Source organism: Opitutaceae bacterium, from assembly GCA_041395105.1.
Classification (GTDB): Bacteria; Verrucomicrobiota; Verrucomicrobiia; order Opitutales; family Opitutaceae; genus B12-G4.
Genome location: JAWLBB010000002.1, coordinates 1,073,735 through 1,097,352, shown reverse-complemented (window position 1 = coordinate 1,097,352; position 23,618 = coordinate 1,073,735). Strand labels below are relative to the sequence as shown.

Here is a 23,618-nt window from a genome sequence, read left to right as displayed (position 1 = left end):
ATTGCCGCTGGACGGGGATCCGGTCGGCGGATTCAATCGCGGGAAATTGCATGGCTCCGGTGCCCCTTCAATGCCTGTTCAGCGGGTCCTTCTACCCGGATTGTCTTCGAACCATCAGCGGATCGAAGATATTTGCGTGGCTGGCTCTCTTCCTGGGCTTTGCCGCGACGACCGCGCCGCTCCGGGCATTTCAATACGAGGCGATCAAGGATCCGTTTCGCGAGCGCTTCACCCTCCACCTCAATGGACTATCCTCTCATTTTGGCGGGAGCTCCAATGATCTGAACGAGGTAAACTGGGGACTCGGGGCCGGCTATGATCTCGGACGATTGGGCAGCGAGAGCAGGATCCTAAACGGTGCGGTCGTCTCGCTGTCGGTGGATTTCTACTCCGACTCTTTCAGTGAACCGGGCTATGCCTTCGGGGTTGCGCTGCAGAACAAACTGGCCGGCCCGATCGATCTCGGCTTTCAGGTGGGGTTGATTCACGAGGACAACCTCATGGATAAAGGGAGTTGGTACCTCACGCCTTTCTTGGTTCCCTATTTGGAGACCACCTTCGATTTTCCGGTGAATCTGCGGATGTCCCTGATACCGCCCATCGGCGATCTGACCAAAGGTGTCCTGACCCTTCAGGCGTTGATTCGATTCTAGAGAAAGATTCATGGAATGACCCCCAAACCCTATCTCCCTGCGGTGCCCCTGGATGACTGCGCCCACCGCATCGTAAAGATCGAAACATCGATCCCGGGGGATCTGATGCCCAACCTCCTGCTCGTCCGCATCCACACGGACACCGGTTTGATCGGTCATGGGGAGACCTATTATGCGCCGCATGCGGTGGCCGCGATGCTGCATGACTGGATGGCCGCCCGACTCCTCGGCGGCGATGCCCAGGCCATCGAGTCCCACTGGCGCTTTCTCTACGAACGGGCGGCCAACTTCGGTGTGCGCGGAGCGGAGCTCCGGGCGCTCTCAGCGGTGGATCTGGCGCTCTGGGATATTCTGGGTCAGATCACCCGGCAGCCGATATACCGGCTGCTCGGCGGGCCGGTCCGCAACAGTGTGGCTGTTTACAACAGCCTGGGGCATCCCGGATACGGATCCCGTCGGGACGGTGTCCAGACCTGGCCCGGCTACGGCTCGGTCGGTCAAGCGGGACCTCTGCAGGACTGCTACAATTTCTTCCACCATCCGGAAGAGCTCGCTCATGACCTGATCGAGTCCGGCTACACCGCATTCAAGACCTGGGCCTTTGACGCGGCCGCCCACCAGGATGGCGGCATGCGGATCAGCCGGGCCTTCATCGAGACGGCGCTTGAGCCGATGCGTCGTATCCGCAGCGCGGTCGGATCCAAGCTCGAGATCATGGTGGACGGGCACGGCTTCTTCATGTTGCCCGCGGCCATCCGGATAGCGGAAGCACTCAAGGAGATCGAACCACTCTGGATCGAAGACATTCTCAAGACAGACAACATCGAAACATTGGCCAACTTCCGGGCCAAGTGTCCGGTTCCGGTATCCGCCAGCGAGATGCTCCTGTCCCGGGCGGATTTCCTTGAGCTGCTGATCAAACGCGGGGCCGACTACGTGATGATCGATCCGACCTGGGTCGGGGGCATTTCAGAATCGGTCCGCCTTGCCCATCTGGCCCAGGGATTCAATGTTCCGGTCACCCTGCATGATTGCACCGGGCCGCTCACCCTGATGGCGGGGATCCATGTGAATGCGGCGGTACCGGGTTGCTGTTTTCAGGAGACGGTGCGGGCCCAGATCGCGACGGTCTACAGGGACTTGATTGATGAGCAGCCCGTGATTCGGGATGGCCAGATGGCCTTGCCCAAGGGATCGGGCCTGGGAGTCAGGCTCAACCCGGACCTCTTTGATCCGAAGCGGGGCGGTTATCGATCGAGTCAATCGGCCGCCAAGTGATTCGGGATCCCGGCCGACCGGGGAGGAGCGGGCGTCAGTTTCCGCGAGCGCGGAGGGTGGCTTCGGCGGTGTTGACGGCGGGTTGATCGTCGTCGCGTGCCCGGAAATTGCTGATCGACGTCCCATCTTGCGGCGTGAGCCGACGGAAGGCGATCGTTGACGGTGGTGAACTGGAGCTAGGTGATGAACCTCTGAAGGAAACTCAGGCAGAGGATGAGGATGACGGGACTCCCGGGGTTGATCAGAGAGTAGGCCGCGATCAATCCGCCGAGAAGCATTGTGTTCCACCGGAGGGCGGATCGGTCACCCGTGCGTTTCAGGATCGATGCGGAAAACACCTTCATGAGGACGGCGACCAGCCAGGTCAGGACACTTCGGACCTTGGGTGCGGGTTGCGATGGCATGGGTGACGGAATGCGACTGCGACCGGTGGATCATCGAGTCGAACCGTTTACTGTCAGATGCGAATGGCACCAAGATAAGCAGATTCTTTGGCTCAGAACCGGCATTTCTTGTTGGTGTATTTGTCTGGTGTAGTCGCCCCAGTCTCTTGGGGCGTGTCAACGTGGATACGCGGCAAGAGACTGCCGCGGCTACATCTCGTGATCCCTCCTGAATACCCCTTGGGTTAGTGCCATTCCTGTCAGATGCGCCATGAAGCGCAATCCCTGCGATGGGCGATCGCCGGTGACCGCTGCCGGACGCTGGGATCAGTTCGAATCCGGACCCCCGTCGAAAGGCATCCTCCAGCCCCGTGCGTGCGTTGAGGAATGAATGTGGACTCCTGAATCGGTCACGGTGACCTCCAGCCGGTCCGGGCCGATCGTGCCGATATCCGCCTGATCCTCCCGGTTCCAGATACGGGCCCGGGGACCGGGTTGAACGGCAAAGAGGGTCAGGAAGCGGCAGGAATCGCTGTGGGTCAGAAGCTCGAAATACGGGCATATCCGGTCGGGAAGGATCCCGCCAAACTGGTCCTTGTTCCACGGCTCCCGGTAGTTTTGATTGCCGATCCGGTGATGGGAGGAACCTTCCTGCAGATTCAGGACCCGGGCGGCCAGACCCACGGTCTCGTGCTGAAGCAGGAATCCGTCGTCCCCGACCGGGGTCGGCTCCACTGCGGTGTTCCAGCGCAGGGAGATCGACTCCGGCTCGTCCAGGCGGGCTTCGTCGAGCACGACGACAAAGCCGGGGAGGACATGCAGGACAGTGCGCAGGCAGGAGCGGACGCCGCTCCAGGCCTCTGTCGTATCCAATTTCCAGATACCTCCCCAGTTGTCGTCGAAGGCTGAGGAGAGCACCCTGCCCTGGGCGAGCAGTGCTCTTTTCCCATGGAGCGGGCCCTCGGTGTAGTGGGGATGAAGCACATAGCAGGACTTCATGTCGCGCCCTCCGAAAACCGGGATATTGTGACCGAAGGCCTGGGTGTCGAAGTAGCGAAACCGGTCTTTCGTGAAGAAGCCGGCAGGGTAGGTCGTGGTGGGCGTTCCCCAATCGACAATCAGGGGCAGCCCCTCGCCGTCGATCACCACCTGGCCCGGATCGTTGTGCTCGTGGTTGTCCTCCCGCCGCGCCTTGCTTCCGACGACCGAGGCGGTCCGCCTCCAATCCCAGGAGCTCCGACTGGAAATACAGGCGCCCTGGCCGTGATAGGCCCGGCCCAGCGGCAGCCGGCCGGCGGGAGATACCGGCTGGAGACCGGGATCGAGGAAGAGCAGCTGCAGGGGATCGGCCTGGACGGATCGGTGGGCCAGGTGGTAGTCCTGGATGACCGGGTCCTGCGTGGCGGCGGCGAGGGCTGCCATCCAGTCTGCCTTGAGCGGGGCGCGGGCGTGTCCGTCGCCGAAGGCGAAGAGGTGACCCGGCGGCACGGTCATGTAGATGAAGAAGCGGGCGATCGCCGGAAAGGGAGGCTGGGCGAGACGGTTGGGACGCGAGGTCGACCAGCCAAGCCGGGCGGCAAAGTAATCGATGACGAGCCCGATGGCGCCGGCGTAACCGAGTCCCTCGTTGAACTCTCCTTCGGGACCGAAGTCTTCGAGATGGCGTTCCATCAACGGGTCGGCGAGGTCGACCAGGTTGCGTGCTTCCGGATGGATCCCCTCCAGGGCCATCCCGCAGATGCCGAGGCCACCCACAATGCAGGTCAGCCAGTTGTTGTTCACTTCGATCCACCAGGGATCGCCCGCGACCGCTTCGAGGAACGGGTTGATCGCCCGCTTTTCGAGTCCGGCCACAAGGCTCCGGGTTTGAGTGGGATCCAGATGCGGTCGCAGCCAGTTGAGCATCAGGCCGACGTCCTTGGCCAGCATGCCGGTCCTCAGATGCACATCGAACCGGGGTTCGGCCATCCGGGCAAAATGGTTCCAGGCCGGATACTCGCGATCGTCGAAAAGGACGTCGCTTTGACGGAGGGCGGCCTCGATCCAGCGCGAGTCTTCCTCAATCAGGAAGAGAAGGGCGTGCCGGAGGATGCGGCGACCGATGGCCCGGCAGAGCGTGTAGTCCATCCCTCTGAGTTCCGCGCTGTAGGCGTCGCGATCTGGAAAGACGGAGTCGACGAGGTAGGGAGGCTTGTCGCGTTCGTCTTCGGCCGCCGCCCGGATCTCTGCCCAGATCCCGGCCCCGGTCGGTGACGCGATGATCCGATGGATCTCGGCGAGGCGCTGCCTGCGTTGCCCTGGATCAAGCGGGAACAGGATGGAAGGATTCATCAAAGAAAGGGTTGTTCAGGGGGAATCAAGAGATGTAGCCGCGGCAGTCTCGTGCCGCGAGTCCACGTTGGTGCGCCCCAAGAGACTGGGGCGGCTACACTTGACAAATGAACGGGCAGGAAACGGACGGTCGTAGCCGGGTTAGTGCCATCCGCAGCATCAACCGGCCCCCAGGATGATCGGCTCCTTGCGCGGGGTGTAGACGGTCAGTCCGAGGAGTGATTGCTGGGGGGCGGGGAAGAACAGACTGGCAAGATATCCGATGACAATCGTGGTCAGGTTGGCGATGAGAATGTAGAAGACCGGATGGACGGCGTTGTAGGACCACGCGGTGAGGGTGATCACGATGCTTGCAGCCACGCCGATCATGGCCCCCTGCCAGTTGGCCCTCTTGGTGAACATGCCGAGCGCATAACATCCCGCGAACCCGCCACCAAGCAGGCCGCCCAGAGCAAAGGATGTTTCGAGGGCCGACTGAATGTTGGCGGTGGCGAGAAGCAGGGCGGTGCCGATGCCGATGCAGCCGCCGACCACCGTGGTCACCTCGGCCAGGGCGAGGCTTTTGATGGCGGTCGCGTGTTTCGCGTAGCGTTCGTAGAAATCAACCGAAACGAGGGTGGCCACGCTGTTGATGCAACTGGAGAGGGTGGACATGGATGCGGCGAATATGCCGGCGATGATGAGCCCGGTCACCCCCGCGGGCAGCTCGGCCGCAATGAACTGCGGGAAGGTCGAATCCACGCTGAGCATCGGGTTCAGATGGGAGGGATGTTGCTTGTAGAACACGTAGAGCGCGGTGCCGATGCTGAAGAAGGCCAGGTTACCCGGCACCACGATGGCGGCGAGAGTCCAGACCGACCGACCCGCCGCCTTGTCCGACTTGGTCGAAAGCACCCGCTGCATCATCACCTGATCCTGCGGATATACGAGGACCCCGAGGATATTCAGCATGAGGAAGCCCCAGACGGTGGCCTGGGTCAGGTTGAAGTCCCAATTGAAGGTCCGCATCTTGCCATCCTCAATGGCGATGTGAAACATCTGGCCTATCCCGCCGTCGACGTGGGTGGCGATGTAGCCGAAGGCGACAAAGGCGCCGCCCAACATCACCACCACCTGGATGAAATCGGTCCAGATGACGGCCTTCATGCCGCCCAGTGCCGTGTAGAGAATGGTCACGACGCCCATGATGAGAATGGCCTGCGTAACGTTGATGCCGGTCACGGCCGACATGGCGAGCGAGGGAAGGTAGAGCACGATGCTCATGCGGCCGCCGAGCTGCAGCACGATGGCGAGGGCCGAGGCCAGCACGCGGATATGGGGATGGAACCGCATCTCGAGGTAGTGATACACCGACATGAGACTGAGCCGACGGATGAGCGGAACGATCCAGATGGCGACAAAGATGGTGCCGACCATGCCGACCACATTGTTGGCAAGGAGAAGCCAGTCTTTACCGAACGAATACGCGGGAGTCGCGATGTAGCTGATTGCACTCGTGCCGGTGGCATAAAGACTGACACCGGCGGCCCACCAGGGGATGTTGCGGCCACCGAGAAAGAAGTCGGCGTTGTCTTTGCTTTTCTTGTCCTTGCGGTAGTAGTAAAAGCCGATGACGGCGGTGAAACACAGATAGAAGGTGATCAACGCCCAATCAATGGGCTTCAGCAGACGCTTGTTCAGGGCTACCGCGCAATGGGTGTGGAATTCCGTTCCGGCATCATCGCGGGAGGTGATGAGGAAGCCGTCCCTGGCATTGCGCACGTCCTGCAAGGTCCCCTTGAAATCCACACGTCCGATATTCGCCCAGGTATTCGTGACGGTATGATAGGTGTAGAACGAGGCGTTGCCGCTTTCATCGACGGCAAGCGCGAGCACGTGGGCCTGCCCTCCCGGTTGCAGATGGCTCAGTCGGGCGGGCGGGCTCGATCTGCGCTGCCAGCCGTCCTCGTTGTGCCGCAGCCAGAGCTGGTCGCCTCCGGGGGTTTCGGCGAGCAACCAGAGGGAACCAAAGTGTTCAAGCTGGCTGAACGGTTTCAATCCGGCTGCATCACCGGTGAGTTCCGGCAGAAGCGCCTTGGGAGGAGCCACGGCGAGTTCCTGCGCTTCTCCGGCGGTCACCGGTAGGCTGCTCAGGGCGACCTGGCCGTTGGCATGGGTGAGAAAGCCAAGAACAATGAATAACAGCGGCAGGGCGCAGGCTCGGGATAGGGGTGTGGCCATGAGTTGGGAATTGAGGGTCGAACGGCCCGGAATTTCAAGGCACATTGATGGGATCGCACGTTTTCGGCGAATCCCGAATTCTTGGGGATTGTCAGATCGGGGGCTGCGCTCATCCAATTCGAGGATCTCCGGGGTCGGTTCCCCCCTCTTTCATCATGTCAAAATTGAAGTGTGTTCTGGTCGGTACCGGCTCGATCGCGAATTCCCATGTGAATGCGGCGCGGAGCGAGGCGGATCGGCTGGATCTGGTGGCGGCGATGGACGTTGATCGGGAGAAGGGAAAGGCCTTTTGTGAACGCTTCGACATCGGGCGCTGCCACGACGATTTCGACGCGATGCTGGCGGCGGAAAAGCCCGACCTCGTGCAGATCGCCGTTCCACCGAAATTCCATTGCGAGCTGGCCATCCGCAGCCTTGAAGCCGGCGCCTGGGTCCTGTGCGAGAAGCCGCTCTGCGCCTCGCTCGCAGAGCTGGACCGGATCGAGGACGCCGAGCGACGGACCGGGCGTTATTGCGCGTCGGTTTTTCAGATGCGTTACGCACCCTCGAACCGCCACATCAAGGCGGTCATCGACTCCGGTCTTCTCGGGCGCCCCCTGGTCGGCATCTGCAATACCGTCTGGTATCGGGATCACGGCTACTACGAAGTGCCCTGGCGTGGAACCTGGAAGTCGGAATTGGGTGGTCCGACCATGGGTCACGGTATCCACGCAATGGATCAGTTTCTCGAACTGATGGGTGAGTGGACCGAGGTTCACGCCATGGCCGGCACGCTTGACCGGAGGATCGAGGTCGAGGACACCTCGATGGCGATCGTCCGTTTTTCCAACGGCGCGATGGGTTCGATCATCAACAGCATCCTCTGCCCGCGGGAGGAATCCTACCTGCGTCTTGATCTGCAGAAGGCGACGATCGAATTGAGTCATCTTTATGCTTTCTCCAAGTCGAACTGGCGGATTACTCCGGCACCGGGGCAGGCCGAGTCCGAGGGGATGACCGCATTGAACCGGTGGCCGGAGGATGCGCCGGTCAGTCATGGCATCCAGTTGGGGGCCATCCTTGATGACCGGGAAGCGGGAAGGCGTCCCTTGACGAGCGGACCGGGTGCGCGCGAGTTGATCGACTTCATCAGTTCTCTCTACAAATCCGTCTTTACCGGCGGGTCGGTCGGGCGACGGTCGATCGTTCCGGGCGATCCGTTTTACGATGGCATGAACGGTGGCCGGACCCGGTTGCCGGGCGCAACGGCCTGAAGAGGGTGATTCGTGGACCCGGCGCAGCAGGGTGAGGTCGGTCGGGAGGTGGGCCTCGCTCATCCGGAGATACCCTATCATCCGGTCTGCTTCGCTCAGATCCGGGTAGGGGAGACATGGAAGGCTTATCAGGGTAGGTTGACCTGGGGAAAGGGCCAATGCCTGGCGATTCTCGATGACGGATGTGACCTGGGGGATCCAGCCTGGTGTGTCCGTTTCCCCTGGGGTCCCAAGGTCGTCGCCGGCTACGACAGCATTGAGGGCAGCGATGATCCTTCTCCGGTTCCGCCGGGTTATCACGGCACCTCGGTCGGTTATCCGTCGTCGTTGAACCTCGACGGAGTCTGCGGGATCGCCTGCAACAATCATGTTGCCCAGGTGAGATGCGTTTCGGTCGTTCACCTGCAGGGGCGGAGTGAATCCCCCTCGATTGGCGCGGCGTTGCGCTGGGTGCTCGATCACCGGGAGCGGCTCAGGATCACAGCGGTGAATCTGTCGGTGCTCGACGATGAGGCCCATGATCGGCTGGTGCCCACGGAAATTGACGAGGTGCTGGCATCATTGCGGACGGCCGGTGTCTGGGTCGGCGCCCCGTGCGGCAATCATGATTTCGCCCGGGGGGTTTCCTGGCCGGCCTGCCAGCCGGACTGCTTCGGGATCGGCGCGACGGTTCCCGGCCAGCCGGGCACCGTCCACCTCGATCGTGGCCCGGGGACCGATCTCCTGGTCGCCGCCGAGGCGACCTCATCCGCCAACGCATTCGCGGCCGCGAGTTCGATGGTCCTTCGGGAGGCGATCGAAACGGTGAATTTCGATTGGCGAAGTCTTGGCCCGACCCTTCCGGAAGCCATCCTCGAGGTCTTCTGCCGGACCGGAAGGAATGTCTCCGACCCGGTGACCGGACGGAGCTATCGTGAGCTGGACCTGAAGGCCGCAGTCGATCACATTCTCGACGAGCCCCGTTGATGGAGTCGGCATCTCAACCTCATCGTCTCTAAAAACCGTATCCATCACTCGATGATAGATTACCTGAGATGCGACAAATCAGAAATTCGTAGACCATAAGTAGAGGAAAGATTCCAGATTAGAGCTCCCCCTGGAAGATGAAGGTAACAAGCGATTGTTTTTTCTGCCCACGAATCTGCACGAATCGACGCGAATCGACGATTGCATCCGCATTCATTCGTGATGATTGGTGCAGATTCGTGGGCAAATTCCCAAGATTTATGAAACGTCAAGGTCAAGGATGGGCACCCGATCGACCCGCAAACCTCCATAACTACGAAAATGAAAGCTCTCCTTTATCCCGATTTTGAGTCACTCGTACTGGCGGATCTGCCAAGACCGGCTCCCGGGGCCGGAGAGGTCCTTGTCCGGGTGGCGGCCTGCGGTCTCTGCGGAAGCGAGCTCGAGTCCTACAAGACCCGCAGCACCCGAAGGAAGCCGCCGTTGGTTTTTGGCCACGAATTCTGCGGAACGGTAGATTCCTGCGGCGATGGAGTCGACGCATCGTGGACCGGACGTCGGGTGGTGGTGAACGCCCTTGTTCCCTGTGGCGCGTGTGTGCGCTGCCGCCGGGGCGACGACCATCTCTGTGCCGGTCGGCAGATCTTCGGGATGCACCGGCCCGGGGCCTTTGCGGAATTCGTGGCGGCTCCGGTCGGAGTGCTCCTTGATTGGCCCGAGGAGCTGCCCGCGGAAGCGGCCTGCCTGGCGGAACCCCTTGGAAACGGAGTCCATATGGTGAAGCTGACCCGGGGACGACCCCGCGAGAATGTCCTGGTGATCGGGGCCGGGCCGATCGGCCTGATGGCGCAGCAGGCTTTCCGCGCCCTGGCCGGTTCCCGGGTGTGGGTGGCTGATCTCGATCCGGGCCGTCTCGAGGTGGCCCGAAGACTCGGCGCGGCCGGCGTCATTCGAAGCCGGGACGAGGATCCCGTGGAGGCCATCCGCCGGGCGACCTCGGGAGAAGGTGCGGACATTGTCATCGATGCGGTCGGGGCGGGCGTGACCAAGCGTCAGTCGGTCGAGGCCTGCCGGCCGGGAGGGGCCACCGTCTGGATCGGCCTTCATGAAGACAGTCTCCAGCTCGACAGTTACCGGGTGACCCTGCCGGAAGTATCCGTTCTGGGCACTTACGGCGCCCAGATGGAGGATCTGGCGGGGGCCATCGCCCTGATGAAGGACAGCCGGGTCGATGTGACCTCGTGGACGAGCCGCTACCCGCTGGACAACTCCGTGAATGCCTTTCACACCATGCTCAGGCCGGGACCCGGCGATACCAAGGCCGTCATCGTGCCGTGATCCGTTCCGCAGCCAGGTCGTTCCGGTTCCCGGGAGACAACACACTCTGACAAGACAACCCCCATAAACCCATGCCCATCATCGACCTCACCCACCCGCTCGCCCACGGGCAGCTCAACTTCCCCTTCGATCCGAAGATCAGCATCCTCGTGCACAACACGGTCGCTTCGATCGGGTACAACATGACCGAGATGAGCATGGCCACCCACCAGGGGACCCATCTCGATGCGCCCTTTCACTTCTATGACGACGGCAAGACAATCGAGCAGATGGACCTCGAACACTTTGTGGGCGAGGCGCACCTGGTCGACCTGGCTCCAGGGGGCTACCTCGAGGCCTCGACGCCCCTGACGGTCGAGATGTTCGAGGCACATGCCGATGTTTTCCGACCGGGGGCCCGCATCATCTACCGGACGGGTTGGGACCGGGCCTTTGGGACGCCGGAGTTTTTCAGCGGCTTTCCCACCCTCACCCTGGAGGCGGCCCGCTGGATTGCCGGACGCGGGATTCGTATGCTAGGAATGGATACGCCGACCCCGAGTGTCGACTGGAAGGAGTGCCACCTGATTCTCCTGAAAGAGGGCGTCGAGATTGTCATTGTCGAGTCGCTGACCCATCTGGAGAAACTGCCTCCCGTCTTCACCTTCATCGGACTGCCGCTCAAGATTGTCGGCCGGGATGGATCCCCGATAAGGGCGGTCGCGTTGACCGGAGACGTGAAGAAAGGGGAGGCCTGAGCGATGCGTGGACTGAAGGATCGGGTGGCGATTGTCACGGGCGGGTTGGGCGACCTGGGTTTTGCCAGCGCCCGGCGCCTCGCCGAAGAAGGTGCCCGGGTGATGATCTTTGATTGTCTGCCGGACGAGGAGGGTCGGGCCGGGGCCGTCGGATGCACTTTCCACCAGGTCGATGTGACCGATGACGGATCCATCGCCGCCGGGTGTGCCGCGGTCCGGGCTTCACTTGGCCCGGCGACCATCCTGGTCAATGCGGCCACCCGGTTCATCTTCAAGGGCGTGGACGCCACACGGGACGACTGGCGCTCGATCTGCGAGGTGAATCTTGTCGGGACTTCGAAGATGACAGAGGCGGTGGTCGCGCAGATGCGCGAAGCCGGCGGCGGCAGTGTCATCACCTTCTCGTCGGTCAGCGGCTTTGTCGGCCAGGCGGCGTTTTCCACCTACAACGCGACCAAGTTTGCCCTCCGCGGAATGGCCAAGTGCTGGGCCCAGGACCTGGCGGCGGACGGGATCCGGGTCAATACGATCTGTCCGGGCTATATCTACACCTCGGCCTTTGTGAATTCCTGCAAGGCCCTGGGCCTCGATATCGACGAGGAGAACAAGCGGGCTTCGGCCATGCATCTGCTCAATCGGCAGGGTCGGCCGGAGGAAGTGGCGGCGGCGGTGGCCTTTCTGGCCAGCGATGATGCCTCCTTCATCACCGGAAGCGATCTGGTCGTCGACGGCGGTTACCTCGCCAAGTGACCGCCTCCTTTTCACCCACCTTCATGAAACTTCAGCTTTCCCATACGCACGGTGAATCCGTGACCGTCTCCTTTCGGGACGGGCCGCTCTTCCGCTACGTCTACCAGTCCGAAGTCGGGATTGAAGAGTCGCCCAAGCCCTACTTTCATCCGGTGCGGACGCTTTCGGGCAATTGCCTGACCAACTACCGGCCGAACGACCACCCGTGGCACCATGCCCTTTGCCACACCATCACCCGGGTCGGCGAGGCCAATTTCTGGGGCGGCCCATCCTACCGCGAGGAAGGCGGGTATCAGTTTCGTGGAGACAACGGCCGGCAGGTGCACCGGGAGTGGGCCGGCCTGGAATTGACCGGGGATGGGCGGGCGGTCCTCGATGAACGGCTCGATTGGGTGAGCGGGGACGGCCGGGTGCTCCTTGGGGAAAGGCGGGAACTGACAGCGTCGGTGGCGCCCGATGAATCGGCCTGGACGCTGGTTTTTTCCTCGACCCTGGTGAATGCCTCGGGCGGTGCCCTCGACCTGGGCAACTACCATTCGTCCTTTGGCCTGAAGGGGTCCCACTACACCGGACTGCTCATGCGCCTTTCCCGGGATTACCTCTTCTGCGATTTCGACTCCGAGGTCGGCATCATGGGCGCGGGCGGCCTGAGCGGGGTCGACCAGGTCCACGGCGCGCAGGCCCGGTGGGTGGCCCTGGCCGGACGGCACGATACAACCCTGGACCGGACCACCACGATCTTTGTCGACGATTCGCCGGCCGGCCCGGTGCATTGGTTCGTGCGGGACAAACTGCCCGCGGTCGGATTTTCCTTCCAGCACGACCGGGATCTGCGCCTGGAAGCGGGAGCCAGACTGGAACTCCGCCACCGCCTGATCTTCGCCGAAGGGGCTTTGAAGGCGGACGGCATTGAGACTCTGGTGAGCGGAACCTCCGGGCTCCGGTAGGAGAGGCTTTACGCCTCGATCAACCGTTGGATCGAGGGATAAGGAGAGGCTTTACGTCTCGATCAACCTTTGGATCGAGGGATAAACCCTCTCCTACACTACATTTGGCTCCGGATGGCGACGGTCCGAACCAGGCATTTGGTTCTCGGCTCATGATCCCTCGACCCGGTAACGGTCCTGTGGGGTCCAGCCGGTGTCGCGGGTAATGGCGCTTGTGTCGACCAGGCTGTCTTCATCGAAGAGGGGCCTTCGACAGGGGATGCCGGGATAGAATTCTCTCAGCAGGACCGAGGTGGGCCGGGCATTGCGGTTTTGGGCGGCGTTGGGGAAATAGACTCGAAATCCGGGCAGAGGGGTCCGGATGACCGCGGCCACGAGGCGGGCCGCATCCTCGTAGGTCAGGTTCGAGAAGGCCTGGCGGATCGTTCCGGCACCTTCCTTCCAGTTCGCCTGGATGACCTGGTGCTGAGGCCGATGCATTCCGGGAAACCGGATGGCGATCCCCTCGATCCCGTAGCAGGTGGCAAAGTAGCGGAGTTGGGTTTCACCCACCTGCTTGGAAAGGGCGTAGGTATTGGTCGGGAAGGGCGCGGTTTCCCCGTCGAGGGGGAAGGAGGTGAATCGCGGCGAACGGTCGACCGGCACCTCGCCACCCTCGCTTCCGATGACCTGGACGGAACTGGCAAAGAGGATTTTCTTCGCTCCCGCGTCCGCGGCCGCCTGAAAGACGTTCATGTTCATGGCCACATTCTCGTTGAAGGTCACCTCGTTTCCCCGCTGGTAGGCGTGATTGGCGAGATGGACGACCACATCGATCCCCGGCATAAGCTTGCGGACTTCGGTCAGGTCGAGAAGATGGGCCACGTGAATGGGAAAGAGACTATCGGGCTTGTCGGTCTGGTCGGTCGCGAGAACGACCGATTTCTGCCGGTGGAGTTCCGACAGGATGAATTGCCCAAGGGTGCCGGCGGCTCCGGTCACCAGTATCCGGGGAGTGGGTTCGGACATAAGGCTGGAGATTCCGCGCGCCCTTTGATCCGGTGTCAAGGCGCCGCGCAGGCAATCGGAGTCCTCTCATGAAGGTGTTCTTCCTGCTGATCCTGGCCGGCCTGATTGCGGCCGGCGTGGCCACCTTCAAGGCGCTGCCCGGGCACGGGGAACGCCCGGTTCTTTATTGGGTGGTCGACACCGGGGAATTCCGAGAGCGGCAGAAGGCGCTCTTTGAAAAGTGGATGGTGGACAACGGTTACCCGGCGGTTGAACTGCGGATCGACGCGACCAACCGGGATCCGACGAAGAAGATCGTGCAGGCGGTGTCGGGGGTTGGCGGCGACATCATCGATTGTTCGACCGGTGAAGTCCACCTGCTGGAGTCTCTCGGCGTGGCTGAGGACCTTACGGAGATGGCCCGGGAGATGGGGTTTGAGGCGTCCTCCTCCTATCCGGCGATCGAACCCGAACTGGTCATCGACGGCCGGCAGTACGCCTTCCCCCGCAACGTGGGAACAGCCATGCTCTGGTCCAACCTCGAGGCGTTTGAGCGGGCGGGTCTGGATCCGCCTCCGAGTCGCTGGACGCTGGACGAATTCGAGGCGATCGGACGGAAGTACGTCAAGGCCCTCAATCCGGCCGTCGGTCCACGGACGACCTTCTTCATGCCTCCCCTGGGGACCGCCGATCGACTCATCCTGCTGCGAAGCATGGGAGGGGATATCTACAACGAGACGATGACGGCCTCCATCTTTGACAGCCCTGAATCGGCCGAGATCTACCGGCGGTTCTATCAGTGGACCAACGTGGATCGGCTGATTCCGACCAAGGCGGAGTCCCAGTCACTGGCCTCAGACTCGGGCATTGTCCCGGCCCGGATGCACCTCTTCGCGACGGGCCAGTACGGGCTGATGTTGGCCGGCCGATGGGGTCTGATCTATTACCGGCCGGTCGGGATCACCCGCCTGGGGGTGAGCGAGATGCCCTATGTCTCATTCCGCAACACCCGGATTGGTGTCGGCTCCGAGGTCATGTATGCCGGCTCAAAGAATAAGGAACTGGCCGCCTATTTCTTCAAGTTTCTGGCCAGCCGGGAGTTCAATGATCTCATCGTGGAAGGTGCGGACGCCCTTCCCCCGGTGCCTGCCTTTGCTTCGGGCGATACGTTTTCCCGCCCGGCGGAGTTTCCCAATGAATGGGGGTTGCACGACGCTTTTCTGGATTCGGCGTTGACCAATGCCATCCCGGTCGGAATGAGTCCGTTCATCCTCGTCCGAGTGATGTCCCGGCTTGAGCTGGATGCCTTTGAAAGGTTTATGGCGGATCGATTGACGGCCGAAGAAGCGGTGCGGAAGGCGGCGGAAGCGATCAATCGCGAAATCGCCCGGACCGTGTCGGAATCGGTCGCCAAGCAGCAGAAATACGCCGCCCTGGTCGAGGATCAGAAGACAATCGATCGGTTGAAGGCGGAAGGGAAACCCATCCCGGTGAAATTGATCCGGAATCCGTTCCACCTCCGCTATTATGCGGAGAAGGGTTGGCTGGAGTAGGCCGCGATGAAGGCGGCGGCGCGGTGCAGGCACCGGCTCCACCAATGTCAGAAGGTAGGGACGGACTGCTGGGCCGTCCGCCCCGGAGCATCCGTCCTGGGTTCTGGGACTTGGGTCATGGGCAGGATGATCGGCGCGCCCGGCGGTCGCGCCCTACCGGGAATCTGAATTGTCGGGCTGGACCCTGGTCCATCCCTTCGTGGCGCCCGCTTCTGCTCAGCCGAGATCCACCGACCGCAGGGTGGGACCGCAGGCAAAGTACGCCTTCCCGTCGACCACCGCGCCGCAGGCGGTGATCGTCTCGGTTTCCGAATGCCAGACGGGACGGACCTCGGCGGTTCCCGCCGCGATGGAAAAGATGCAACGCGCCGTCATCCCCCAGAGGCCACCGTCCCGGTCGCGGAAAAGGCAATTGGCCAGGTCCTTCCCGAAATCTGCCGGAAGGGACCGCCTGGCGACGATGCGCTTTTCCTGCGGATCGATGACAACGAGGTCGGGATGGATGGCGGTTTCGGGAGGCTGTCCGTCGAATTGCTTCCGTGAGAGGATGCCGTAGACGAGACCGTCGGCACCGCCGATCAGCGAATTGACATCGGGAAGCGGCCCATGTCCGAAATCGGTTGTTTCGATCAGGCCGCCGTCTCCGGGATCGAAAAAGGAAAAGGCCCCGTCTTTGGCCACCGGTCTTGCCCCCGTTCCGGGCTCGATCGACCAGCCGACGAGAAACATCCCCATCGACTCGATCCAGAAGAGGGAAACCGGGCTGCAGCCTTCGACAAGATTGCCGTGACTCCTGAAGGTCCCGGATTGCGGATGGTAGCTGACGAGGGTTCCGCCGGTTTTCCCGTAGTCCGGTGCGGAACCCATCCAGATGGTGTTGTCCGGTCCGGAGGCGAGGGCATACGGCCGCAGGGAGTTGTCGTCGGGGCGACCGAGGTCCCGGGGATTGCACCCGGCCTCGGTCCCGAATTGGACGGGTTTGGCGGGGTCGAAGACCGAGAGCCGTGCCGCGGGATAGGAGGCAAGGTAGATTGCCTTGCCGTGGTTGATGAAGGAATAGGCTTCGCCGAGGGAGACACTGCATTGGCCGAGGTTTCTGAGATCGCCGGTTCGCGGATCATGGCGGAAAAGGTGCTCCGGCAGGAGGCTCGAACCGTAGACGCAGCCGTCGGGTCCGGCATGCAGGCGATAGAGCTCGGTTCCCCCGCCCACCCAGTCGAGTTCGAGCTCGCGGACCGGTCCCTTGCCTTCAGGAGGGCGAATGACGAGCCGGCGGTTGGTCGCAGTGGGACGGTTATGCAGTTCGGCCACGGTGCCGTCGGCGAACCGGACGATGTTCCCGCCACCGCGAACCGCGACTGGATCACGGGGGGGAGTGGAGGGGACGGGAATGAGACGGGTGCCCTCGATCCGGAAGCAGGTGTCGCCGTCCTGGAGATAGACCAGGCCGTCGACTCCCCGAAAGAGAGGCTGGGGGTTGGGTCCCGGGCCGGTCGGCGGGGTGATTTCCCCGGGGCCGATCCCGGTCGCCCGGCCGGTCGCAAGGTCGAAGGCGACGAGGTGAAGCCGGCAGACTGCGACGAGGGCCACGGCCGTGCCGTCGTCTCCGATACATGGATACAGATAGTGGTCGACCGGATCGAGGCTGCCGAAACGGGTGAAGTGGCCGGTGGCCGGCTCGAACCGGGTCAGACAGGCCTTCTGCCAGGCGCCGATGTAGATGGAGCCATCGGGGGCCTCGGCGATGCCGGTGGGGAAACGGGCAAACTCCGGATCAATCGGGCCGAGGTCCTCGAGCACGGCGGCGCCGTTCCGATCGTAACGGTGGAGGTGCCCGGGGTAGGCCGATCCGACGTAGAGGATGCCGTTCTTCGGGCTCCGCCAGGCGGCGGTCGGGTAATCGGCTCCGGGAAGTCCGGTGCCGAACTGGCGGCAATGCCCGGTTTCCAGGTCGATATCGATGACGAAGAGCCCACCGTTGTTCTGGCCGAGGGTGGCGAGGAGGGACGGGGTTCCGTCCGGCGCCGTCCAGGCGTGAAGGCGGGGCCAGTTTGTCTCCCGGATCGGGGTGCCGATGGTATGCGCAGCAGTGGTTTGGGCCATGGGTTGGGGGGCGAAACACCCGAGTCGATCGGGTTCGACTCCGGTGAGCGGACGAAGCCGAGGTTTTCCTTTGCAGAAGTAACCAATCGGTTATGTTCGTCAAGTGGCCGCCCCTTCACCTCAGTCGGACGCGTTCGTTCGCTCGTTGACCGCCTCGCTTCCTCCCGTCCCGGAATCGGCGCGGCATCCGGTCCTGGGTGCCTCCTGGGAGTTGATGGTTGACCGGCGGTGGATCGGGCGAACCCGGGGGGCCGGCTTGAAACTGAGCCAGCCCGAGCGGCGCGAGATCGCCATGACCTTTGATGCCGCCTGGGAGAGTCCGACCGCCTTCCCCCAGTCGGTGATCCAGGACGGATCGGTCGTTCGGCTTTACTATCGAGCCTGTTCGCCGGATCCCAAGGACAGCAGTATCCAGGGGATGGCCATGGCCGAGAGCCACGATGGGGGATACAGTTTCACCCGGCCGACGCTGAAGCGTGTCGCCTGGGACGGGTCCGATCGGAACAACCTTTTGTCGATGGGACCGACGCCCCAGGTGCCGCCGGTTTTTCGCGATACCAATCCGGACTGTCCGCCGCAGGAGCGCTTCAAAGGAATCTCCGCCCATTGGAAAAAAGCCTATGCCATGGCATCGCCGGACGGCATCGATTGGCGGATGATGGGCAACGGTCCGTTGGAAATGTCCGGTACCTTCGACACGGTGAACACGGCCTTCTGGGACCCTTTCAGTCGCTGCTACCGTTCCTACACCCGTTTCTTCTACCACCTGCACGAGAACTCCACCGAGGCCAATGTCCTCGGGCAGGATGCCACTGTCGTGCGCAGCATCCAATCCTCGAGATCCTCCGATTTCCTGCGATGGACCCGCCCCGTCCCGAATCGCTACCGGGATCGATTGGGCGAGACCCAGCTCTATACCAACGCGACCCTGCTCTGCCCCAATGCTTCCCGGCTCTACCTGGCATTCCCCAATCGCTACGTCCAGCACCGGATGCTCGATCCGGACCACGGCCATCCGGGGGTCAATGACGCCCTCTTCATGTGCAGTCATGACGGCGTTTCCTGGACGCGCTTTTCCGAGGCCTGGGTCCGGCCGGGACTGGATCCCCTCAACTGGACCGACCGGAACAATTACCCGGTCTGGGGCATCGTTCAGACTTCCGTGACGGAATGGTCGATCTACATCACCGAACACTACCGCCATCACGGACAGCCTGGCCGGATTCGCCGCCTCTCCATCCGGCCGCATGGCTTTGTATCGGTGCATGCCGGTGGGGCGCCGGGAGGCTTCCTCACTTGCCCCCTGGTGCCCGGGTCGGGCGACCTGCGGCTGAATTACTCGACCTCGGCCGCCGGAGGGGTGCGGGTCGGGGTGGTGGACGCGGATGGAACGGATGTTCCCGGCCTCGGTCTGAACGACATGGAGGAAATCTACGGAGACGAACTCGACCGGGTGGTTCGCTGGAGGGAAGGGCGTTCCCTCGGCACTCTGGCCGAAGGACGGCCGGTCCGGCTCATATTCTCCCTGAGGGAAGCGGACCTGTTTGCACTCCGGGTGGCCTGATGGAAAGGCGACAACCTCAACTCTGATTCAAAGACAATGAAACGAAGAAAATTCCTGGGTGTTCTGGCGACTGGTGGCGTGGGCATGGCGATGGCGTCGGAAGTCCGGCTGGGCGCTCCTTCCCTGCCTGCCGGGGCTCCGATGGGGGACGGGTTGAGCTGGTCGGAAATACGCAGCCTTTTCCCGTTGAGGGAAGACCGCGTCTACCTCAACACGGGGGGGCTGGGCCCTGCGCCACAGGCGGTTCTCGACGCCTTGAAGGAACAGTCATGGAAGCAGGCCTGGGAGGGCGAACACGGCCACGGGCTCATGCACGAATGCCGCGAGGAAACCGCCCGCTTCTTCGGGGTCGACCCCGAGGAGGTTTGCTTCACGCGCAACGCCACCGAAAGCAATTCGATCATTGCGGCCGGGCTCAAGCTGGAGGCCGGCGACGAGGTCATCTTTGAATCCCATGCCCATCCCGGTGGTTCCTTCCCCTGGATGAACCGGCAGATGCTCGACGGGGTCAGGGTGCGCATCTTCGATCCGGATCCGGAGAGCCCGGAGGGCAATCTCGAACGCATCCTTGCCCTGGTCAATGAGAAGACGCGCGTCATCCAGGTCAGTCACCTGACGGCCCCGACCGGTCTGCTCTTCGATGTGCCCGCCATCGCCCGGGAGGCCCGGAAGCGCGGTATCTGGTTCCACGTGGATGGGGCGCAGTCGGCCGGGATGATCCCGGTTGACCTGCGTGCCCTGGAGTGCGACTCCTATGCCACGAGCGGACACAAATGGCTGAATGGACCGCAGGGAACCGGCATCCTCTATATCGCGCGGCCGGTCATCGACCGGGTCAGGTGCAGTCACATCGGGGCGTATTCAAGTGACAAATACGAGCTGCCCGACACCTTTTCCTACAATCCGACGGTCGCCCGGCACGAATACGGGACGCGGGACGCGGCGTCCGTCCTTGGCCTCGTCACCGCCCTGAGGATGCAGGATGCGATCGGTCGGGATCGCATTGCCTCGCACGGACGGCAGTTGGCCGGAATGGCCCGGACGGGTCTTTCCGGGGTCGGCGGACTGGAAATCCTGACCCCGGAGCGGGCGGACATGCATGCATCGATCATGACGTTCCGCGTGCCGGACCTTGATTGCCAGTCCATCGCAAGCCACCTGACCGCCGATCACGGTTTTCGGTGCCGGGTGGTGACCGAACGCAACCTCAACGCGGTCCGCACCTCCTGGCACCTCTACAACAGCGAGGATCAGATTGGCGGGCTGGTCGCGGCAGTTTCGGCCACGGTGGCGGATCTGCGGAAAGGGTGAAGGTGAGGGAGAGGCGCGTCCGCAGGGCGTGTCTTTGCCCGATTGGTCCAGGGTGGGGCGTGACCGCCGGGCGCGCCGCGGCCTATTCGACCTCGACGATCATCTCGATTTCAACGCAGGCGCCGACCGGAAGTGAGCTGAACCCGCTGGCGGCACGGGCGTGGCGCCCCTTCTCGCCGAAGACCTCGACCATCAGGTCGGAGCACCCGTTGATGACCTGGGAGTGAGAGGTGAACTCCGGTGTGGCGTTGACCATGCCGAAGACCTTGACCACCCGCTTCACCCTCCCCAGGTCGCCCAGATGATCTTTCAGGGTGGCGAGGAGGGCGATTCCGGCCTGCCGGGCGGCCTGGTAACCGGCCTCCACGTCGACGTCGGCTCCGAGCTTGCCGGTGATAAAGGCACCCTCGGCATCCCGGGGGATATGTCCGGAGAGGAAGAGGAGGTTGCCCGTCCGGACGACGCCGACGTAGTTGGCGATCGACGGACTGACCGGGGGCAGGGTGATTCCGAGTTCGGTCAGTCGTGCTTCGGGGGATTGGTCGGCCCGGATGATGGGGGCAGATGCCAGGCCGGCGAGAATGAGAAGGATGGCGGTGATTCGGGTGGAGCGGATCATGATCTGGATGGAGACGGGTTGCGCTCGAAGGAACGAAGGTGACGAAGGTTGTTGTTGTTGTTGTTGAATGTGCCGCGAGGGAAAGGGAGCGGAGACCGCCTTACCAGTCCTGATCTTTGCCAAACGGCCACTTGCCGGCCTTGGTCAGCTTCTCCTCCAGGCCCGCCTTGCGGAAGAGTTCGGCGGTCTCGGATTCGTTGTAGCGGCGGAGAGCGGCTCCGGTATCGTTGGCGAGGTCGTAGGAGAGGAGGGCGACCAGGGCGGTGGCTCGGCCGAGCATTTCCGGATCCACCTTGTCGAAAGTGTCGCCGAAGTCATGGTAGTAGCGCACATCTTCCGGCGCGATGGGTGCATTGAAGGTGATGGCGGGAATGCCCTTCAGGATGAACGGATGGTGGTCACTGCCCAGCCAGGTTTTGTTGGCGACTTTCTGTTCAAACTGCCAGGAGCCGAGGCTCCCGGAAAAGGCCTCAAGAACGGGCACGAGTTCGTCGAAGCCCATGGCATTGATGGCAATCGGCTCGCCCACCATGTCGAGATTGAGCATGACCCGGATCGAGTCGGGGTCGTGGCGATTCGTGTAATCGAGCGATCCCCAGAGCCCCCATTCCTCGGCGTTGAACCAGACAATCTCCACGGTGAAGGCGTTGGTCGGGCCATGGGTCTGGAGGAGGCGGGCCGTATCAAAGAGCTGGGCCACGCCGAGACCATTGTCCATGGCTCCCTGACCCAGGTCCCAGGAGTCGAAATGACCGCCGATTACCACCTTCTGCTCCGAAGCGCCGGGAAAAACCGCCACCAGGTTGTCCACGGAGATCGGCGTCGAGCCCGACCGGGTTTCGATGCGGACACGGACATCCATGCCGTCGTCGAGTTGCCGTTGCATCCAGAGTCCCTCCTCCACCGTGATCGAGTAAATGGGAACGGGCGGGGTCAGTCCGTCGTGGTTGGCCACCCGGGCCAGGAGCTGCCCGCCATTGACGCGATTGATCAGGAGAACGCCCCGGATCCCGAATTCTTCGGCCAGGCGCTGGTATTCCTCGACATTGTAGCTGATATTGGGGGCGACCAGGGCGATCTTTCCTCCCAGGACAGCGGCATCGAGCGTTTCCAGATCGCCTGAGGCGACGTAGGCGACGGCGGCCTCGATCGGGTCGTGTTGATCGACGTAGCCCAGGGCGGCGCTCCGCAGGGTCTTCTCAAGCGGCTGGATCAGGGTGACCCTGTCGTCGAGGCGCGACCACCCGGGAATCGTATAGGTCTCGCGCCGGGTCTCGATCCCGAAGCGGTGGAGCTCCTGCTCAAGGAAATCCATCGATCGGGTGTTGCCCTCGGTTCCGGCCAGGCGAGGTCCGAAACGCGTGGTCAGAGTCCGGAGCAGCTCATAGCCGTGATTATTGAGGAGAGCGTCTCCGACCAGGGCGTTGCGCACGGGATCCGGAGTTCCTTCTTCGGTGGCCAGACCGACCGATGCAGCAACGGCCAGCGAGAGGATCAGGAGGAGTGGTGAAACGTGCTTCATGAGTAGCGGCCCATTTTCAGGGCGGTCTCGTAAACCGCGAGGACGTTTTCCGTGGGTGAGTTGTCCTGGAGCATATGGGTGGGTGAAAGGGCGTAGCCGCCTCCCGGCATCATGATCCGAAGGACCTCTTCAACCGAGGCGATGGTTTCCTCACGACTGCCCGATGCGACCGGACCGGCGGTGGAAATGCAACCGTGAAAGGAGAGGTCGGCTCCGTAGGCCGACTTGAGCCAGGCCGGGGCCATCCGGACCGCTTCAGGCTGGAGGGTATCGACAACCTGCACACCCATTTCGATGAAATCGGGGTAGGCCCAGCTGCTGGAACCGCAGGAATGAACCATGGTGGGCAGCCCGTGCTCATGCGCGAGCCGGACGAACTTCTCGAGCTGCGGCCGGATATGGGCACGGAAGAGGGCAGGGCTGACCAGGGGGCCGATCTGCGTTCCGAGATCCTCGCCTATCCAGATCAGATCAATCGATCCCCGGGCGGCCTGGAGCGCCCGGCGCATCATCTCGAGCTGGATGTCGATCCGGCGTTCGATCAGGCGGAGCGTCTCCGGTTCTCCCCCCGCCAGATCCATCAGGACGGTCTCCATCCCCCGCAACATGCTCGTCATATTGATGATGTCGCCGAAACCGGGGTGGCCGAGCATGACATAACGATCGGACTCGGCCGCACAGCGTGTGGCCATGGCGTCGTAGTCGAAATCATCGGGGGAGGGGAAGGGCCAGGCCTCGATCTCCTCCATGCCGGCATTCTGAAGAGGGAAATCGCAGTAGTCCCAGTAGCCGCCGCTGTCGTGTTCGATCCACATCCGGTGGATGCCCCAGATATCGATGGTTCTGCCTGGAACAGGAGCGTGAAGCTCCGGTCCGGCATAGTCTGGATCCACCCCCAGAAAGTCCACCTGAAGGGCGTCCCGCAGCCCGGCGTCATCGTCGGGTTGCAGGCCGAAATGGTCCTTGAGGCGTCGATCGATCCCCGGGTTGCCGAGGTAGTCGATCGGGACGCGGTCCGGTTCCCGGTGGGCGAAGGCCCGTTTGACCCGTTCTTTGGAAGTCATGACTGATCGGATTGGACTTGGCCCTTTGGGCAAAGTGAT

Annotated in this window: 19 protein-coding genes; 11 read left to right on the top strand and 8 right to left on the bottom strand. The window is 62.6% G+C overall.

What is annotated here, in order from left to right; genetic code table 11:
- Window positions 1-50 precede the first annotated feature (50 nt).
- Both R3F07_11320 and R3F07_11315 read left to right on the top strand, forming a co-directional pair.
- The gene (locus tag R3F07_11320; GenBank protein MEZ5276960.1) at window positions 51-653 is read left to right on the top strand and encodes a hypothetical protein; all 603 of its coding nucleotides are present in this window, start codon (window positions 51-53) and stop codon (window positions 651-653) included.
- A gap of 15 nt (window positions 654-668) precedes the next feature.
- Complete coding sequence (locus tag R3F07_11315) at window positions 669-1,931, top strand: mandelate racemase/muconate lactonizing enzyme family protein (protein MEZ5276959.1); 1,263 nt, start codon at window positions 669-671, stop codon at window positions 1,929-1,931.
- A gap of 176 nt (window positions 1,932-2,107) precedes the next feature.
- On the opposite strand, the gene R3F07_11310 is transcribed toward R3F07_11315, so the two are convergent.
- The 3 genes from R3F07_11310 to R3F07_11300 all read right to left on the bottom strand — a co-directional run bounded on the left by R3F07_11310 (window position 2,108) and on the right by R3F07_11300 (window position 6,865).
- Complete coding sequence (locus R3F07_11310; protein ID MEZ5276958.1) at window positions 2,108-2,335, bottom strand: hypothetical protein; 228 nt, start codon at window positions 2,333-2,335, stop codon at window positions 2,108-2,110.
- Window positions 2,336-2,641: 306 nt separating this feature from the next.
- The gene (locus R3F07_11305) at window positions 2,642-4,645 is read right to left on the bottom strand and encodes a hypothetical protein (protein MEZ5276957.1); all 2,004 of its coding nucleotides are present in this window, start codon (window positions 4,643-4,645) and stop codon (window positions 2,642-2,644) included.
- A gap of 159 nt (window positions 4,646-4,804) precedes the next feature.
- Window positions 4,805-6,865: a sodium:solute symporter gene (locus R3F07_11300; protein ID MEZ5276956.1), complete on the bottom strand. Its 2,061-nt coding sequence runs from the start codon at window positions 6,863-6,865 to the stop codon at window positions 4,805-4,807.
- A gap of 155 nt (window positions 6,866-7,020) precedes the next feature.
- Here R3F07_11300 and R3F07_11295 point away from each other — a divergent pair, with 155 nt between their 5' ends.
- The 6 genes from R3F07_11295 (at window position 7,021) to R3F07_11270 (ending at window position 12,856) form a co-directional block, all read left to right on the top strand.
- Complete coding sequence (locus R3F07_11295; GenBank protein MEZ5276955.1) at window positions 7,021-8,118, top strand: Gfo/Idh/MocA family oxidoreductase; 1,098 nt, start codon at window positions 7,021-7,023, stop codon at window positions 8,116-8,118.
- Between the two features lie 12 nt (window positions 8,119-8,130).
- Window positions 8,131-9,084, top strand: coding sequence for a S8/S53 family peptidase (locus R3F07_11290; GenBank protein MEZ5276954.1), 954 nt, complete (start codon window positions 8,131-8,133; stop codon window positions 9,082-9,084).
- A gap of 321 nt (window positions 9,085-9,405) precedes the next feature.
- Complete coding sequence (locus R3F07_11285) at window positions 9,406-10,422, top strand: alcohol dehydrogenase catalytic domain-containing protein (protein MEZ5276953.1); 1,017 nt, start codon at window positions 9,406-9,408, stop codon at window positions 10,420-10,422.
- Between the two features lie 71 nt (window positions 10,423-10,493).
- Window positions 10,494-11,159: a cyclase family protein gene (locus R3F07_11280; GenBank protein ID MEZ5276952.1), complete on the top strand. Its 666-nt coding sequence runs from the start codon at window positions 10,494-10,496 to the stop codon at window positions 11,157-11,159.
- Between the two features lie 3 nt (window positions 11,160-11,162).
- Window positions 11,163-11,909 carry an SDR family oxidoreductase gene (locus R3F07_11275; GenBank protein MEZ5276951.1) on the top strand — a complete coding sequence of 249 codons (747 nt, stop codon included), beginning with the start codon at window positions 11,163-11,165 and terminating at the stop codon, window positions 11,907-11,909.
- Window positions 11,910-11,932: 23 nt separating this feature from the next.
- Window positions 11,933-12,856, top strand: a complete 924-nt coding sequence (locus tag R3F07_11270) for a PmoA family protein (GenBank protein ID MEZ5276950.1) — start codon at window positions 11,933-11,935, stop codon at window positions 12,854-12,856.
- 150 nt (window positions 12,857-13,006) lie between these two features.
- Here the strand turns inward: R3F07_11270 and R3F07_11265 are convergent, their stop codons facing one another.
- Window positions 13,007-13,864: an NAD(P)-dependent oxidoreductase gene (locus R3F07_11265; GenBank protein ID MEZ5276949.1), complete on the bottom strand. Its 858-nt coding sequence runs from the start codon at window positions 13,862-13,864 to the stop codon at window positions 13,007-13,009.
- Between the two features lie 68 nt (window positions 13,865-13,932).
- Between R3F07_11265 and R3F07_11260 the strand changes: the two genes are divergently transcribed.
- Entirely contained in the window at window positions 13,933-15,396 is a 1,464-nt protein-coding gene (locus tag R3F07_11260; GenBank protein MEZ5276948.1) for an extracellular solute-binding protein, read from the top strand.
- Window positions 15,397-15,612: 216 nt separating this feature from the next.
- Here R3F07_11260 and R3F07_11255 read toward each other — a convergent pair whose 3' ends face one another.
- A complete protein-coding gene (locus R3F07_11255; GenBank protein MEZ5276947.1) occupies window positions 15,613-17,499 on the bottom strand; it encodes a hypothetical protein in 1,887 nt (628 codons plus the stop codon).
- 145 nt (window positions 17,500-17,644) lie between these two features.
- On the opposite strand from R3F07_11255, the gene R3F07_11250 reads away from it, so the two are divergent.
- Window positions 17,645-19,063, top strand: a complete 1,419-nt coding sequence (locus R3F07_11250) for a hypothetical protein (protein ID MEZ5276946.1) — start codon at window positions 17,645-17,647, stop codon at window positions 19,061-19,063.
- 36 nt (window positions 19,064-19,099) lie between these two features.
- The gene (locus R3F07_11245; protein ID MEZ5276945.1) at window positions 19,100-20,374 is read left to right on the top strand and encodes an aminotransferase class V-fold PLP-dependent enzyme; all 1,275 of its coding nucleotides are present in this window, start codon (window positions 19,100-19,102) and stop codon (window positions 20,372-20,374) included.
- Window positions 20,375-20,456: 82 nt separating this feature from the next.
- Here the strand turns inward: R3F07_11245 and R3F07_11240 are convergent, their stop codons facing one another.
- From R3F07_11240 to R3F07_11230, 3 genes are all read right to left on the bottom strand, one after another.
- Window positions 20,457-20,993 carry a RidA family protein gene (locus R3F07_11240; GenBank protein ID MEZ5276944.1) on the bottom strand — a complete coding sequence of 179 codons (537 nt, stop codon included), beginning with the start codon at window positions 20,991-20,993 and terminating at the stop codon, window positions 20,457-20,459.
- 100 nt (window positions 20,994-21,093) lie between these two features.
- A complete protein-coding gene (locus R3F07_11235) occupies window positions 21,094-22,515 on the bottom strand; it encodes a M28 family peptidase (protein ID MEZ5276943.1) in 1,422 nt (473 codons plus the stop codon).
- Window positions 22,512-23,579 carry a uroporphyrinogen decarboxylase family protein gene (locus tag R3F07_11230; GenBank protein MEZ5276942.1) on the bottom strand — a complete coding sequence of 356 codons (1,068 nt, stop codon included), beginning with the start codon at window positions 23,577-23,579 and terminating at the stop codon, window positions 22,512-22,514. The genes R3F07_11235 and R3F07_11230 overlap by 4 nt, the downstream gene beginning before the upstream one ends.
- Between the last annotated feature and the right edge of the window lie 39 nt (window positions 23,580-23,618).

Excerpts from the sequence above, each read along its gene's own strand:
- R3F07_11235 (MEZ5276943.1), bottom strand. The coding sequence starts at position 22,515 with ATGAAGCACGTTTCACCACTCCTCCTGATCCTCTCGCTGGCCGTTGCT.
- R3F07_11305 (MEZ5276957.1), bottom strand. The coding sequence starts at position 4,645 with ATGAATCCTTCCATCCTGTTCCCGCTTGATCCAGGGCAACGCAGGCAG.
- R3F07_11265 (MEZ5276949.1), bottom strand. The coding sequence starts at position 13,864 with ATGTCCGAACCCACTCCCCGGATACTGGTGACCGGAGCCGCCGGCACC.
- R3F07_11255 (MEZ5276947.1), bottom strand. The coding sequence starts at position 17,499 with ATGGCCCAAACCACTGCTGCGCATACCATCGGCACCCCGATCCGGGAG.
- R3F07_11295 (MEZ5276955.1), top strand. The coding sequence starts at position 7,021 with ATGTCAAAATTGAAGTGTGTTCTGGTCGGTACCGGCTCGATCGCGAAT.
- R3F07_11275 (MEZ5276951.1), top strand. The coding sequence starts at position 11,163 with ATGCGTGGACTGAAGGATCGGGTGGCGATTGTCACGGGCGGGTTGGGC.
- R3F07_11310 (MEZ5276958.1), bottom strand. The coding sequence starts at position 2,335 with ATGCCATCGCAACCCGCACCCAAGGTCCGAAGTGTCCTGACCTGGCTG.
- R3F07_11315 (MEZ5276959.1), top strand. The coding sequence starts at position 669 with ATGACCCCCAAACCCTATCTCCCTGCGGTGCCCCTGGATGACTGCGCC.
- R3F07_11240 (MEZ5276944.1), bottom strand. The coding sequence starts at position 20,993 with ATGATCCGCTCCACCCGAATCACCGCCATCCTTCTCATTCTCGCCGGC.
- R3F07_11280 (MEZ5276952.1), top strand. The coding sequence starts at position 10,494 with ATGCCCATCATCGACCTCACCCACCCGCTCGCCCACGGGCAGCTCAAC.
- R3F07_11260 (MEZ5276948.1), top strand. The coding sequence starts at position 13,933 with ATGAAGGTGTTCTTCCTGCTGATCCTGGCCGGCCTGATTGCGGCCGGC.
- R3F07_11245 (MEZ5276945.1), top strand. The coding sequence starts at position 19,100 with ATGAAACGAAGAAAATTCCTGGGTGTTCTGGCGACTGGTGGCGTGGGC.
- R3F07_11300 (MEZ5276956.1), bottom strand. The coding sequence starts at position 6,865 with ATGGCCACACCCCTATCCCGAGCCTGCGCCCTGCCGCTGTTATTCATT.
- R3F07_11230 (MEZ5276942.1), bottom strand. The coding sequence starts at position 23,579 with ATGACTTCCAAAGAACGGGTCAAACGGGCCTTCGCCCACCGGGAACCG.
- R3F07_11320 (MEZ5276960.1), top strand. The coding sequence starts at position 51 with ATGGCTCCGGTGCCCCTTCAATGCCTGTTCAGCGGGTCCTTCTACCCG.
- R3F07_11270 (MEZ5276950.1), top strand. The coding sequence starts at position 11,933 with ATGAAACTTCAGCTTTCCCATACGCACGGTGAATCCGTGACCGTCTCC.
- R3F07_11285 (MEZ5276953.1), top strand. The coding sequence starts at position 9,406 with ATGAAAGCTCTCCTTTATCCCGATTTTGAGTCACTCGTACTGGCGGAT.